General features: G+C 27.1%; 12 protein-coding genes. 8 read left to right on the top strand and 4 right to left on the bottom strand.

The features are described from left to right. Positions 1–7 precede the first annotated feature (7 nt). Complete coding sequence (locus I2A66_RS03875; protein WP_122639920.1) at positions 8–526, bottom strand: ECF transporter S component; 519 nt, start codon at positions 524–526, stop codon at positions 8–10. A gap of 212 nt (positions 527–738) precedes the next feature. Between I2A66_RS03875 and I2A66_RS03880 the strand changes: the two genes are divergently transcribed. The 5 genes from I2A66_RS03880 to I2A66_RS03895 all read left to right on the top strand — a co-directional run bounded on the left by I2A66_RS03880 (position 739) and on the right by I2A66_RS03895 (position 8,915). Continuing rightward, the gene (locus I2A66_RS03880; RefSeq protein WP_147516607.1) at positions 739–3,666 is read left to right on the top strand and encodes an insulinase family protein; all 2,928 of its coding nucleotides are present in this window, start codon (positions 739–741) and stop codon (positions 3,664–3,666) included. A gap of 151 nt (positions 3,667–3,817) precedes the next feature. Continuing rightward, positions 3,818–3,952 carry a hypothetical protein gene (locus tag I2A66_RS17375; protein WP_279265847.1) on the top strand — a complete coding sequence of 45 codons (135 nt, stop codon included), beginning with the start codon at positions 3,818–3,820 and terminating at the stop codon, positions 3,950–3,952. 180 nt (positions 3,953–4,132) lie between these two features. Next, on the top strand, positions 4,133–6,625 hold the full coding sequence (locus I2A66_RS03885; protein WP_147516606.1) for a heavy metal translocating P-type ATPase: 2,493 nt from the start codon (positions 4,133–4,135) through the stop codon (positions 6,623–6,625). A 354-nt stretch (positions 6,626–6,979) separates the two neighbouring features. Further along, on the top strand, positions 6,980–7,654 hold the full coding sequence (locus I2A66_RS03890; RefSeq protein ID WP_122639917.1) for a response regulator transcription factor: 675 nt from the start codon (positions 6,980–6,982) through the stop codon (positions 7,652–7,654). Next, positions 7,635–8,915, top strand: coding sequence for a sensor histidine kinase (locus I2A66_RS03895; RefSeq protein ID WP_122639916.1), 1,281 nt, complete (start codon positions 7,635–7,637; stop codon positions 8,913–8,915). Before I2A66_RS03890 ends, I2A66_RS03895 begins: the two co-directional genes overlap by 20 nt. A gap of 185 nt (positions 8,916–9,100) precedes the next feature. Here I2A66_RS03895 and I2A66_RS03900 read toward each other — a convergent pair whose 3' ends face one another. Both I2A66_RS03900 and I2A66_RS03905 read right to left on the bottom strand, forming a co-directional pair. Beyond that, complete coding sequence (locus I2A66_RS03900; RefSeq protein ID WP_122639915.1) at positions 9,101–9,637, bottom strand: permease; 537 nt, start codon at positions 9,635–9,637, stop codon at positions 9,101–9,103. After that, positions 9,634–10,113, bottom strand: a complete 480-nt coding sequence (locus I2A66_RS03905) for a permease (protein ID WP_147516604.1) — start codon at positions 10,111–10,113, stop codon at positions 9,634–9,636. Before I2A66_RS03905 ends, I2A66_RS03900 begins: the two co-directional genes overlap by 4 nt. A gap of 144 nt (positions 10,114–10,257) precedes the next feature. Here I2A66_RS03905 and I2A66_RS03910 point away from each other — a divergent pair, with 144 nt between their 5' ends. The 3 genes from I2A66_RS03910 to I2A66_RS03920 all read left to right on the top strand — a co-directional run bounded on the left by I2A66_RS03910 (position 10,258) and on the right by I2A66_RS03920 (position 12,977). After that, positions 10,258–10,494, top strand: a complete 237-nt coding sequence (locus I2A66_RS03910; RefSeq protein WP_147516603.1) for a hypothetical protein — start codon at positions 10,258–10,260, stop codon at positions 10,492–10,494. Positions 10,495–10,773: 279 nt separating this feature from the next. Next, positions 10,774–12,012, top strand: coding sequence for a peptidase U32 family protein (locus I2A66_RS03915; protein ID WP_195250988.1), 1,239 nt, complete (start codon positions 10,774–10,776; stop codon positions 12,010–12,012). 95 nt (positions 12,013–12,107) lie between these two features. Continuing rightward, the gene (locus I2A66_RS03920) at positions 12,108–12,977 is read left to right on the top strand and encodes a methionyl aminopeptidase (RefSeq protein WP_122639911.1); all 870 of its coding nucleotides are present in this window, start codon (positions 12,108–12,110) and stop codon (positions 12,975–12,977) included. A gap of 155 nt (positions 12,978–13,132) precedes the next feature. On the opposite strand, the gene I2A66_RS03925 is transcribed toward I2A66_RS03920, so the two are convergent. Then, entirely contained in the window at positions 13,133–14,362 is a 1,230-nt protein-coding gene (locus I2A66_RS03925) for an LL-diaminopimelate aminotransferase (protein ID WP_195250990.1), read from the bottom strand. Positions 14,363–14,423: the final 61 nt, after the last annotated feature.

The raw sequence follows: 14,423 nt of genomic DNA on the forward strand, positions 1-14,423 counted from the left end.
AGACTTTTTATATTTGACTATGTTTTTTTAAAGATTTTATATAGTTTATATTGCTCAAAGACTGATATATTGGAAGTGATACAATTATACTTACAATTCCTTGTATGGAGTTTGATGGTATAGATGTTGATGAAACCGCAAAACTTCCTTCTAAAAATGCTCCAGCTATAAAGTATCCTAATACCATAATTATTGCACCTATAATAGTTGATGATACATTTTTAAAAATTGTATCACCTTTTTTTGCTAACATTCCAACTATATATCCTTCAAGTCCTTTTATAATAAATGTAAATAAAGCCCAATGTGTATAACCACTTAAAATGTCTGCAAAAGCGGAACCCATACCTCCAGCTAAAAATCCAGATATAGGGCCAAATAAAATTGAAGTAACAAATATAATTGAATCACCTATATTAACATAACCATGAGTTCCTGGAACAGGTATTTGTATAGCCATTGTAGATATGCAAACTAAGGCTATCATAAGTCCATTTAGTACTATTTTTTTTGTTTTATTGTTCATAATAACCTCCGAATTTATAAATAAATTTAATAACTTAATTATATTGAATTACAAAATAGAAAACAATAAATATTGTACTGATACAATTGTAAATTTAAAAATAAATATTATATAAGAATAAAAAATAAATATTTAAGGTTTACCAAAAAATAGGGTATAACTATAATATAAATATAGGAAAATATATATACAAAGAAAAATAGGAGGTAAAAATGGAATATAAAATAGGTAAATTATATAATGGTTTCATTTTAAAGAGTGAAGAATATATAGAAGAAGTTAATTCAAAAGCTAAAATATTTGAACATGAAAAAACAGGAGCAAGACTTTTACATATGGAAAATGATGATAGTAATAAAGTCTTTGCAATAGGATTTAAGACTCCTCCTAATGATAGTACTGGAGTTATGCATATATTAGAACATAGTGTGTTATGTGGATCAAGAAAATTCCCTACAAAAGAACCATTTGTAGAACTAGTAAAAGGATCTTTGAATACATTTTTAAATGCTATGACTTATCCTGATAAAACAATATATCCAATAGCAAGTCAAAATGATAAAGATTTCTTTAACTTAATGGATGTTTATTTAGATGCTGTATTTTTCCCTAATATATATAACACTAAGGAAATTTTAATGCAAGAAGGTTGGCATTATGATCTTGAGAATAAAGATGAGGATTTAACTTATAAAGGCGTAGTTTATAATGAAATGAAAGGGGCATTTTCTTCTCCAGAAGGTATACTTTTAAGAAGAATACAACAAACATTGTTCCCTGATAACACTTACTATAACGAGTCAGGAGGAGATCCTAAGAATATACCAGATTTAACTTACGAACAGTTTATAGATACTCATAAAAAGTACTATCATCCATCGAATAGCTATATTTTCTTATATGGAGATGGAAACTTAGAAAAACAACTGGAGTTTATAAATGATAATTACTTATCTAAATTTGATAAGATAGAAGTTGATGCAGATATAAAACCACAAGATGCTTATAATGAAATGAAAGAAGTAAATTACTCATACTCTATATCCATGGAAGATGATGATAAAGAAAAAACTTACTTAGCATTAAATTATGTAACAGGTAGGTCTACAGATGATGATGTTTATACAGGATTAAATATATTAGAATATTTATTATTAGAAACAGAAGGTGCACCACTTAAAAAAGCATTAATAGATGCAGAGATAGGAAAAGATGTATTTGGTAGTTTTGATAATGGGATATTACAACCAGTATTTAGTATAATCGTTAAAAATAGTGATATAGATAAAAAAGAAGAATTTAAAAGAATTGTATATGATACACTTAATGATCTTGTGAAAAACGGTATAGATAAAAAATTAATAGAAGGTTGTATAAATGTATTTGAATTTAAACTAAGAGAAGGCGATACAGGAAGTTATCCAAAAGGTCTTATATATTATATGAATGCTATGGATACATGGCTTTATGGTGGAGATCCACTTATGCATATAAAATATGAAAAGGCTATAGAAAATGTAAAAAAGGCACTTACAAGTAACTATTTCGAAAATCTTATACAAAAATATATTTTAGATAATAATCATTCTTCTTTACTTGTACTAAAGCCAGAAAAAGGGTTAGCTGAAAAAGAAGATGAAGAATTAAAAGCAAAGCTTAAATTATATAAAGAGAGATTAAATGATGAAGAATTAGATAAAATAGTTGAAGAAACACAAAGTTTAATACTACGTCAGAGTACACCTGACTTACCAGAAGTCCTAGAGACCATACCAATGTTATCTATAGAGGATATAGGAAAAGAGGTAGAAGATTTAAGTATAGAAGAAAGTAAGTATAATGATATAGACTTACTTCATTTTAGATCATTTACTAGCAATATAGCTTACTTAAATTTTATGTTTTATGCAAAATGTATTAAAGAAGAAGATATACCATATTTTAGCTTATTAGGTAACTTACTTACTAAGGTAGATACTAAAACTTATGATTATAAAGAATTATCAAATGAAATACTTATAAACACAGGAGATTTATTCTTCAAAAACGTAGTATATTCAAATGATAAGGATATAAATAAATTTTATCCATTCATAGAGGCTCATATTAAAGTAATGGACGATAAGTGTAGAAAGTCAATAGATATACTATCTGATATAATAGAAAATACACTATTTGAAGATAGTAAAAGAATAAGAGAAATTATAAGAGAACTAATTTCTAGAATAGAGATGAATCTAATGCAAGCTGGTCATCAAGTAGCTAATGCTAGACTTACATCATATTTCTCTCCAACTGCATCTTATTTAGAAAAAATATCAGGATATGATTATTATGAATTTTTAAAGAATATAGAGAAAAACTTTGATAGTGAGTTTGATAATCTTAAAGAAAAATTATATGAACTTCAAAAAACTATATTTAATAAAAATAACTTAACTGTATCAATTACAGGAGAAGAGAAAGAAGTAAATCTATTAAAAGAAAATTTAGATAGATTAACCAATATATTAAGTAATGAAAAACTAGAAGCTTATGAGTATAAATTTGTAAATAAGCAAAAAAATGAAGGATTGATGACTCCTGCAAATGTACAGTATGTTGCTAAAGGATATAACTATAAAGAATTAGGGTATGATTATAGTGGTAGTATGCTAGTACTAAAAACTATACTTGGATATGATTATCTTTGGAATAATGTCAGAGTAAAAGGTGGAGCATATGGGGCTATGAGTAATATAAATAGAGAAGGAAGCATGATATTTGTATCTTATAGAGATCCTAACTTAGTAAATACTCTTAATGCTTATGAAGGTGCAGGAAACTATTTAGAAAACTTTGATATATCTGATAGAGAAATGACAAAATATATAATAGGAACAATCAGTAATTTAGATACGCCACTTATGCCTTATTATAAAGGAATGAAAGCAACTTCAATGTTTATTAGAAATATTACTAATGCTGATCGAAAGAAAGAAAGAGAAGAAGTTTTAAATACTAAGGTTGAGGATATAAAATCTTATTCAGAAATAGTTGATAAAGTTATGAATAAGGATTATTTAGCAGTTGTTGGTAATGAAAAAGAAATAAAAGATAATAAAGATTTATTTAAAAATTTAGTAAATGTTTTAAAATAATATATGAGCCTGAAAAGATGTATAAAAAGTAATAAATTATAATATTTACTATAAATCTAAAACTATAATTATTAAAACCTTAGTTTTTGTCAACTTAGGTCATCAAAAATCATATTTATATAATAAGAAATATAAATATGGAGGGTTGTATATGTCTAGAAAGAAAAAATCATCTTCAGGTAAGAATGGAAAGAAATCTACACAAAAGGCTACTAGCAATTCTAATAATGAAATGATGCAAGAATTAAAAAAACAATTAATACAAAAATTAATATCAAAATTATAAGATATAAAAAGTACATCAAAATAAGGTGTGCTTTTTTTATGTAATAAAGCAAGTAAAAACAACCTAAATGGGAAAAATTATATAGAATAAAAATTTTTAATTGATTTTTGAGAAAAAATGATTTAATATACCCTTAAGGGGTATATAATAATTATAAAATAAATAGAAAGGAAGATTGATATGAGTTCAAATAAAATAAATGAAACGTATAAAATAACAGGTATGACCTGTGCAGCATGTGCTAAAGCTGTAGAAAGAGTAGTTAGAAAGTTAGACGGTGTAGAAGAGCAAAGTGTAAACATAGCTACAGAGAAATTAAATATAGTTTACGATAATTCTAAAGTAAGCTTTGATACAATTAAAGGGGTAATAGAAAAAGCAGGGTATGGAGTTGACGTTGAAGAAGATAACAAGTCTATAGAAATGAAGATTGAAGGAATGACTTGTGCATCATGTGCTAAAGCTGTAGAAAGAGTAGTTAAGAAGTTTGATGGAATACAATCTATAAATGTAAATATAGCTACAGATAAAGCAACAATAATCTATAACCCATCTTTAGTAAAGTTATCTCAAATAAAAGGAGCTATAGAAAAGGCTGGGTATAAACCAATTGAGGAAGAAAAAAGTTTAAATATAGATGAGGATAAACTAAAAAAAGAGAAAGAGATGAAGACTTTATTTACTAAGTTTATAATAGCAACTGTATTTGCTATACCTTTATTTTATATAGCAATGGGTCCTATGATACCAAAGCCTATAGGACCATGGCCATTACCAAGAATATTAAATCCTATGACTCATACTTTAAATTATGCACTAATACAATTATTATTAGTATTACCAGTTATGGGTGCCGGATATAAGTTTTATATACATGGATTTAAGTCTTTGTTTGCAAAAAGTCCTAATATGGATACATTAGTTGCAATAGGTACAAGTGCAGCGTTTTTATACAGTTTATATACAACTATTCAAATAGCTAATGGTAGTATAGTAGGTATGCACCATCATCAACTTTACTATGAAAGTGCGGGTATAATAATAGCACTTATATTACTTGGTAAATATTTTGAATCAAGATCAAAAGGTAAAACATCAGAAGCAATTAAAAAGCTTATGGGTCTTCAACCTAAAACTGCAATATTAATAATAAATGGAAATGAAGTTGAAACTCCAATTGATGAAGTTATGGTTGGAGATATAATATTAGTAAAACCAGGTGAAAAGATACCCGTAGATGGTATAGTAATAGAAGGAAGTACTTCAGTAGATGAATCAATGTTAACAGGAGAAAGTATACCTGTAGAAAAAACTATAGGTTCTAAAGTTACTGGAGCAAGTATAAATAAAAATGGTAGTATTAAATTTAAAGCAGAAAAGGTTGGAAGCGATACAGCTTTAGCTCAAATAGTAAAATTAGTAGAAGATGCCCAAGGTACTAAAGCTCCAATAGCAAAACTTGCAGATACAGTATCAGGATATTTTGTTCCTATAGTAATGACTATAGCAGTAGTTTCTGCATTAGCATGGTGGATATTTGGAGGAAAAGACTTAGTATTTGTACTTACTATATTTATATCAGTACTTGTTATAGCTTGTCCTTGTGCACTAGGCCTTGCAACTCCAACTGCTATAATGGTTGGAACAGGAAAAGGTGCTGAAAATGGAATACTTATAAAAGGTGGAGAAGCACTAGAACTTGCACATAAAATTGATACAATAATATTTGATAAAACAGGAACAATAACAGAAGGTAAGCCTAGGGTTACTGATATAATAACTTCTAATAATATAGATGAAGACTACTTATTAAGTTTAGCAGCAAGTGCAGAAAAAAATTCAGAACATCCATTAGGAGAAGCTATAGTTAGGTTTGGAGAAGAGAAAAGCTTAGAGTTTAAAAATATACAAGAATTTAAAGCTATACCGGGCCATGGTATAGAAGTTGTAATAGATAATAAATCTATATTGCTTGGAAATAAAAAACTTATGGTTGAAAATAAAATTGATCTATGTAGTTTAGAAAATGAATCTGATAAATTAGCAAGTGAAGGTAAAACTCCAATGTATATATCAATAGATAATTCCATTGGTGGAATAATTGCTGTAGCAGATGTTGTAAAAGAAAGTAGTAAAAAAGCTATAGAAACATTACACAATATGGGAATAAAAGTTGCTATGGTTACGGGAGATAATAAGAAAACAGCACAAGCAATATCATCTCAAGTTGGCATAGATATAGTTTTAGCAGAAGTTTTACCAGAAGATAAATCTAAAGAAGTTGAAAAGTTACAAAATGAAGGTAAGTTTGTAGCCATGGTAGGAGATGGTATAAACGATGCACCAGCATTAGCAAAGGCAGATATAGGTATAGCTATAGGTAGTGGTACGGATGTAGCTATGGAATCTGCAGATATAGTTCTTATGAAAAGTGATTTAATGGATGTGCCTAATGCAATAAAATTAAGTAATGCAACTATAAAAAATATAAAACAAAACTTATTTTGGGCATTTGGATATAATACAGTTGGAATTCCAGTAGCTGCAGGCTTTTTATATATATTTGGAGGACCACTCTTAAATCCTATGATAGCAGCAGCGGCTATGAGTTTAAGCTCTGTATCAGTAGTTACAAATGCACTTAGATTAAAAGGATTTAAATTTAATAAATAGATAATGCTAAAAAGTTATTAAATTCTAAAAAATTACAAACCATTATGTATATAAGAATTAACATTATACATAATGGTTTTTTATATATTTAAATTTAGATTTATTTAAAGGGGGGGGATAAATAATAATTGTAGGAAAGTTAATAAATTGCACAGTAATTTTACTATTAAAAGAGCCAATAATGAAACTTTTTGATGTCTTATGTAATAATGTATAAAGTTCTAAAGTCTAAGCTTTTATTACTTTCACGCTTATATCTGTAGAAAATAATTTTTAATCAAACTTTTCATATTAAATTCATATATGTAGGCTAAAATATAAATATACAAAACAATAAATGATAGGAGTGATCTAATGAGCGCATCTATATTAGTAGTAGAAGATGATGCAAATATACAAGAACTTATAGTTGAATTCCTAAGGGCAGAGGACTATAAAGTAGATTATGCAAGTGATGGACTAGAAGGAATTCAGCTTTTTAAGAAAAATAATTATGATTTAATCATATTAGATATAATGATGCCAAATTTAGATGGATACTCAGCTTGTAAGATGATAAGAAAGACATCTAATGTACCAATAATATTTTTAACAGCTTTAAATCAAGAGAATGATGAGTTAAAGGGATTTGAACTAGAATGTGATGATTATATAACCAAGCCTTTTTCATTTAATTTATTAATAAAAAGAGTACAAGCAGTTTTAAGAAGAAGTAATAGTTCCATAGAAAATAGTGACTGTTTAGATTTTGAAAAATTAAAACTAGACTTGAATACATATACGGTGAATGTAGATGGAAATATAGTAGAGTTAACTTTAAAAGAATTTAATATATTAAAAAGCTTAGTGGAAAAATATCCTCAAGTCATAACCAGAGAAAGCTTATTAGATAGTATATGGGGATATGATTATTATGGTGATACAAGAATAGTTGATGCACATATAAAAAATATAAGAAAAAAAATAGAATTACCATATATAAAAACTGTAAAAGGGATAGGATATACTCTTGAAAAAGATATTAAATAGATGGGAGAAAATAAGCATTAAATATAAGTTATTTCTTATAACTAGTGGTCTTCTTGTGGCCTTAGCTTTAATAATATATTTAATACTTTATAATTGGTTGCCTGTGTATTATCATAAATATAAAATAGAAACACTAGATAAAGAAATAACAACTTTGATAAAAAATGCTGCTTATGGAGATACAAAGGCATTAAAAGAAAATCTTGAGCATCTTGAAAATAATCAAAATCTATCTATAATTTTAAGTGAGCAAAATGGAAAATTTATATATGGATCAAATAAAATAGTTTCATTAAGAAGGATTGATATTTATAGCGGAAAAGATAATATAAAAACAAGCAAAAATAATAAATTAAAAGAGTATAGTATACATAGATATATAATTACAAATGATTCTGAAGTTCCATATAGGCTAGATGTAATGATGCCATTACAGCCCATTGATGAAGCAAGCCTTGTAATTAGAAATATAATGCCATATATATTATTAGTAGCAATACTTATAGGTATGATAGGTGCATTTATATATTCTTCAACAGTAACTAAACCGCTTATAAAAATAATTGAAAGTGAAAGAGAACAAGAGCAAAAAAGAAGAGATTTTATAGCTACTATATCTCATGAATTAAAGACTCCAATAACAATAATTAGTGGTCAAATAGAAGGTATGATTTATAATATAGGAAAATATAAAGATAGAGATACTTATCTTAGAAAATCATATGAAAGTACTCAGGAATTAAAAGAATTAGTTAATGAGATGATTGAAATATCTAAAACCGAAAATTTAAAGCAGGATTTAAATTTAAGTAGTATAAACTTAAGTAATCTTCTAGATAAGCTAGTAAAAAGACAAATTTTTTTAATTGAAGAAAAAAATTTAAAAATGGAACTAAATATAGATGAAAATATTACAGTAATTGCAGATGAAGAAAAAATAACTAGAGCAATTAATAACATAATTAATAATGCTATAAAATATTCACCAAGTGGAGAAAAATTAATAATAAGACTTTATAAAAAGAAAAGTGCTAGAACTATAAAGCCTTATTTAGAAGTAGAAAATACAGGTGTAACTATAGAAAAAAAATATATTAAAGAAATTTTTAATCCATTTTATAGAATAGAAAAGTCTAGAAATAGAAAAACTGGAGGTAGTGGATTAGGTCTTTACATAGTTAGTACTATATTAAGTGGACATGGATTTGAGTACAATATATATGGAAAGAATAATTCTGTAATATTTACTATTAAATTTTAAAAATTTATCTATGAAATTCAATAAGTTTTCATAAAAAATACATATTAAATTCATATATAAGTAGTAATATTAAATATGAAAAGACTAGCTTAAAACATAATAATACCCAAATCTATAATGGTAAGCTCCCTCACATCCTCCAAAAGTTTACCATTATAGAGAAAGAGGGCAATATTAAAATATTTTTATTTTGATATTCGCCCTTTTTCTATTGGAACATTTCTATTAACAATATAATCCACTATATATCCCATAATAATAACTCCAGGAATATCAATTAATAATCTAAGAAATGTAAACTTATAACCTAATGCACCGATTTCAAATAATAAAGTAGAAATTTTAATTACACACCAAGAGTTCATAAATATTATTATATTAGAAAATTTTACCCCTTTCTTCATAAGCACTGCTGTGAAAGGAAATGCTGCATACATAGGTCCTGCAGCAAATGCAGCTAGAGCAATAGATAAAACTATTCCTAATATACTTGAACCCTCACCCATATATTTCATCATAGATTCTCTAGATACCCATTCATCCATAAGTCCTAATAATAGCATAATAGGAGGAAGTACAGATATCATTTGTAAGAAACTACTTTTTGCATTATTAAAAGTATTTACTCCTAAATCATTATAAAATATAAGTAAAAATATCAAAATACAAGTAAATAATAATACAAATTTATACCTATTTAGTATATATTTTAATTTACTCATCCAAGCATCACTCCTATAAAAAAAGCAACTAAAAAAGAAAATAAAAAAGCTATAAAGTTTCTAACAAAAGCAGCCTTTTTACCTATATATTTAGCTTCTAATGTGAAGGTCATAACTCCTACTAATGTAAGAGTAGACACTAGAGCCGCAACTTGAGCATATCCTGCACCACTTTTAAGTAAAGCATCTGCTGTTGAAAAAGCCACAAATGTTGGCATAAGAACGGTCGAACCTACTATAGCAGAAAATAAAACCCCTAAAAATCCAGATTGTGAACCAATAAGTTTAGATATAGTTTCGGTATCTAATAAAGATAATATTATTCCAACAATTATTATGATAGATAAAAATTGAGGCATTATATTTTCAAAAGATTTGAGTGCTTTAATAATTGCTTTTTTAGTTTTAGATTTATCTTTTATAAAAGATAAAATAAATAAAACAATAGCTATAGAATATAAAATATAAGACGTCATATCATAACCTCCAAATCTAAATCTATATTAATGTATGAAAAAAATATATAATAGTTAACAATATAGTTTTGATATATATGTTATAAGCAAATAATTTTATCGTTTTTGGAAAAAATAATAAAAAATATTAGAGGAGGCTTTGATATGGATAAAATGCAAAAAGAGCTTAATAACATGAAAAATGATGTAAAAGAAGGCATACAAAAAGTTGGCCATGCAGTAAAACATACAGCAAGTGATTTAAAATCAGATATGAAAGGTGCTATGGCATCTATGGAAATGAAAAAAGATGATCTTATGGAACAATATGAAGAAAAGAAATTTTCTAGAGAAATAAAAAAACAAATGGAAAAAGAATCTAAAAAGAATATGAAACACTAAATTATAGGTCTATCTTAGAAGATAGACCTATAATTTTATATTAATATAAATTATATCTAATAAATTTATATTAATGATTATCTTCATTATTTAATTAATAAAGTATTTGAAAATTTATAATAAGTTAAAATACATAAATAAAATATGGTATAATACTATATAAAATATTATCAAATCGGATATATATACAAAATACGTTTTATAATTTTTTAATTGGGTATTTTAATAAAACAAATTTTAAATGTGTAAATTAAGAAATTGATATATAAAGGAGACAATATGAGAAAGGTAGAATTATTAGCACCTGCAGGTGATTTAGAAAGATTAAAAATAGCATTTACTTATGGAGCAGATGCTGTATATATAGGTGGAGAAATATTTGGAATGAGATCTGCAGCAAAAAACTTCTCTAAAGAAAATATGATAGAAGGAGTAAATTTTGCTCACGAAAGAGGAAAACAGGTTTTTGTTACAATAAATATAATTCCAAGAAATGACGATTTATTACAACTTGAAGAATACTTATTAGAATTACAAGAAATTGGAGTTGATGCAGTTATAGTAAGTGATCCAGGGGTGTTTAGTTTTGTTAAAAAGACAATACCAAATATGGAAATTCATATAAGTACTCAAGCTAGTACAACAAATGCAGCTTCTGCAGCATTTTGGTACAAGCAAGGAGCTAAAAGAATAGTTACAGCAAGAGAATTATCTTTTAAAGAAATAAAAGAGATAAGAGAAAATACACCAGCTGATATGGATATAGAGACATTTGTTCATGGAGCAATGTGTATGTCATACTCTGGTAAATGTGTAATAAGTAATCATACAACAGGAAGAGATGCGAATAAAGGATCATGTGCTCAATCATGTAGATGGAAGTATACTTTAATGGAAGAAGTAGCTCCAGGTGAATATGAGCAAGTTTTAGGAGATATAGATCCAGAATTTTTCTTTAACTCTAAGGACTTATGTATGATTCAATATATACCAGAAATATTTGAAAGTGGTATGACAAGTTTAAAAATAGAAGGTAGAATGAAGACTGCATATTATGTTGCTACTACAGTTAGAGCATATAGAATGGCTATTGATGCATATTATAAAGATCCAGAAAACTGGGAGTTTAATCCAATGTGGTTAGAAGAACTTAAAAAAGGAAGTCATAGAGATTATAGTACTGGATTCTTCTTTGATAGACCTGATTCAAATTCTCATAATTATGAATCAGCATCTTATATTAGAAATTATGACTTTATAGGTTTAGTTAAAGGTAATGAAGAAGAAAGTGGACTTGTAATAGTAGAACAAAGAAATAAAATGTATGTTGGAGATAAGATAGAGGTTATAGGACCATTTAAAGAAACTATGAATGCAACTATATTAGAAATGTATAATGAAGATGGAGAACCAATAGAATCGGCTCCACATGCAAGACAAGTGGTAAAAATGAAGTTAGATATAGATGTTGAAAAAGATTATATGTTAAGAAAAGCAATAACAGTTTTAAGTATATAATAAAATAAAAGAAGTCTTAGGGAACTAAGGCTTCTTTGACATGTTTTAAATTTAGGTATAATATAAAACTATAGCCAATAGAAGGGAGATAAATTATGAATATAGGTAGAAATGATGATTGCTGGTGCGGAAGCCAAAAGAAATATAAAAAATGCCATATGAAATTTGATGAAAAGTTAGATGAATTAAAAAAAGAAGGTAAGACAGTTCCTTCAAGAAAGCTTATAAAAAATAAAGAGCAGATAGAAAAAATAAGAGAAAGTGCAAAAATAAATAATGCCATATTAGATTTAGTTGCAGAAAACATAAAAGAAGGTATGACTACAGCTGATATAGATAAGATTGTGCATGATTATACAATATCTCAAGGCGCAGTTCCAGCACCATTAGGATTCTGTGGGTTCCCTAAAAGCTGCTGTACGTCAATAAATGATGAGATTTGTCATGGTATACCAAGTGAAAAGGTAGTATTAAGAAATGGAGATATAGTAAATGTAGATGTATCCACTATTTATAATGGATATTATTCAGATGCTTCAAGAATGTTTTTAATTGGTGAAGTAAGTGATAAAGCTAAAAAGTTAGTTGAAGTTACTAAAGAATGCATGATAAAAGGTATAGAAGCAGTTAAGCCTTGGGGATACTTAGGTGATATAGGTGCAGCTATAGAAAAACATGCTAAAGAAAATGGATACAGCGTAGTTAGAGAATTTGGTGGCCATGGAATTGGACTTGATTTTCATGAAGAACCATTTGTATTCCATTTTGGAAAAGAAGGAAGTGGGATGGTTTTAGTTCCTGGAATGATGTTTACTATAGAGCCTATGATAAATGAAGGTAAGGCTGATTTATACATTGATGCAGATAACGAGTGGACAGCAATAACAGATGATGGTTCCTTATCAGCACAATGGGAGAATATGATTCTTGTAACTGAAGATGGAATTGAGATATTAGCTTATTAATGATATGGATATATTGATTTAGGGTCGGATATACCGACAGGTTGGCATGAAATATTATATTTCATGCCTTACTCCCTAGGATGTCAGACTAATCAATATATCCATTAATTATTAATTATCTAATATTGTTTTGAAAAAATAAAAAATCTTTAAATTTAAAATACCAAGTTTAAATTTAGCAATCTTTGTTTTACATCATTTATTACTTTTATTTCTTCTTGTTCTGAATTTGCTTCGAAGGTTACTGAGAATCTTAAGAATGCTCCACACTCATCCCATGGTACTGTTGATATGAAGGCTTTATTTAAGATATAATGACTTGCTTCTTCTGCATCTTTAAAATTTATTCCATCTTTAGTTCCTTTTGGAATAGGGACATAGCAGTAAAAACCTCCTTTTGGTTTTTCTACTTTAAATCCAACTTCTTTTAATGCATCTACTAATAAATCAAATCTTCTATCATATCTTTTTATATTTATATCAATTAATTCCTTATGAGTAAGTGCATATATTCCTGCTTTTTGAATTGCTCTAAATTGTCCAGAGTCGCAGTAACTTTTTACTGTTGAAAAAACTTTTATAGATTTTTGTGATCCAACTAAAAAAGCCAATCTCCATCCAGTCATATTGAATGCCTTTGATAGTGAGTGTATTTCTATTGAATACTCCATATTTTTATCTACGCTAAATATACTTAAAGGTTTTTCTTGATTATAAACTAAAGGACCATAAGCTACATCTGATACTATAAGTATGTTATTTTTTTTTGCAAACTCAAGTGCTTGTTCATAAAATTCTTTAGTTGCTATTTGTCCTGTTGGATTATTTGGGTAATTTAAGTATAGTAATTTTGATTTCTGTAAGATATGATTAGGTATAAGTTCAAATTCTGGATAAAAATTATTTTCTTTACAAAGTTTTAATTCATAAACACTTCCACTTACAAACCTAGTATTATTTGCTATTATAGGGTAACCAGGAACTGTCATTAGTGTAATATCCCCAGTATTTATAAAGCATGTTGGTAGCATTGATAATATAGATTTAGCTCCAATACCATGGACAATGTTAGATGTATTTATATTATCTATATTATACACGTCCTTTAAATAAGAGCATGCAGCAATTTTAAATTCTTCTATTCCATTATCTGCATAAAATCTATTTTCTTCTTTAGCAGCTTCTATACTTAAAGTATCAACTATTGATTTATCTGCCATTTTATCTGGTTCACCGACACCCATATCTATTATTTTTATATTAGGATATTTTATCTTTAACTCATCTCTGATTTTTTTTAGTTTTTCGAATTTAAATATCTTATTTTCATTAAAAAAGTTTTTACCCCCAAGTCTATTTGAAACTATGTTGTCAATAAAGTCCATGTTAACCCTCCAAAAATTATAAGAATAATATATAATACTTTAAAAGAAAGTGAAATGGAAC

The organism is Romboutsia sp. 1001713B170207_170306_H8 (assembly GCF_015550495.1).
Lineage (GTDB): Bacteria > Bacillota > Clostridia > Peptostreptococcales > Peptostreptococcaceae > Romboutsia_E.

What these genes read in the sequence shown, in the direction of transcription:
- I2A66_RS03875 (WP_122639920.1), bottom strand. Translation starts at nt 526, where the DNA reads ATGAACAATAAAACAAAAAAAATAGTACTAAATGGACTTATGATAGCC.
- I2A66_RS03880 (WP_147516607.1), top strand. Translation starts at nt 739, where the DNA reads ATGGAATATAAAATAGGTAAATTATATAATGGTTTCATTTTAAAGAGT.
- I2A66_RS17375 (WP_279265847.1), top strand. Translation starts at nt 3,818, where the DNA reads ATGTCTAGAAAGAAAAAATCATCTTCAGGTAAGAATGGAAAGAAATCT.
- I2A66_RS03885 (WP_147516606.1), top strand. Translation starts at nt 4,133, where the DNA reads ATGAGTTCAAATAAAATAAATGAAACGTATAAAATAACAGGTATGACC.
- I2A66_RS03890 (WP_122639917.1), top strand. Translation starts at nt 6,980, where the DNA reads ATGAGCGCATCTATATTAGTAGTAGAAGATGATGCAAATATACAAGAA.
- I2A66_RS03900 (WP_122639915.1), bottom strand. Translation starts at nt 9,637, where the DNA reads ATGAGTAAATTAAAATATATACTAAATAGGTATAAATTTGTATTATTA.
- I2A66_RS03905 (WP_147516604.1), bottom strand. Translation starts at nt 10,113, where the DNA reads ATGACGTCTTATATTTTATATTCTATAGCTATTGTTTTATTTATTTTA.
- I2A66_RS03910 (WP_147516603.1), top strand. Translation starts at nt 10,258, where the DNA reads ATGGATAAAATGCAAAAAGAGCTTAATAACATGAAAAATGATGTAAAA.
- I2A66_RS03915 (WP_195250988.1), top strand. Translation starts at nt 10,774, where the DNA reads ATGAGAAAGGTAGAATTATTAGCACCTGCAGGTGATTTAGAAAGATTA.
- I2A66_RS03920 (WP_122639911.1), top strand. Translation starts at nt 12,108, where the DNA reads ATGAATATAGGTAGAAATGATGATTGCTGGTGCGGAAGCCAAAAGAAA.
- I2A66_RS03925 (WP_195250990.1), bottom strand. Translation starts at nt 14,362, where the DNA reads ATGGACTTTATTGACAACATAGTTTCAAATAGACTTGGGGGTAAAAAC.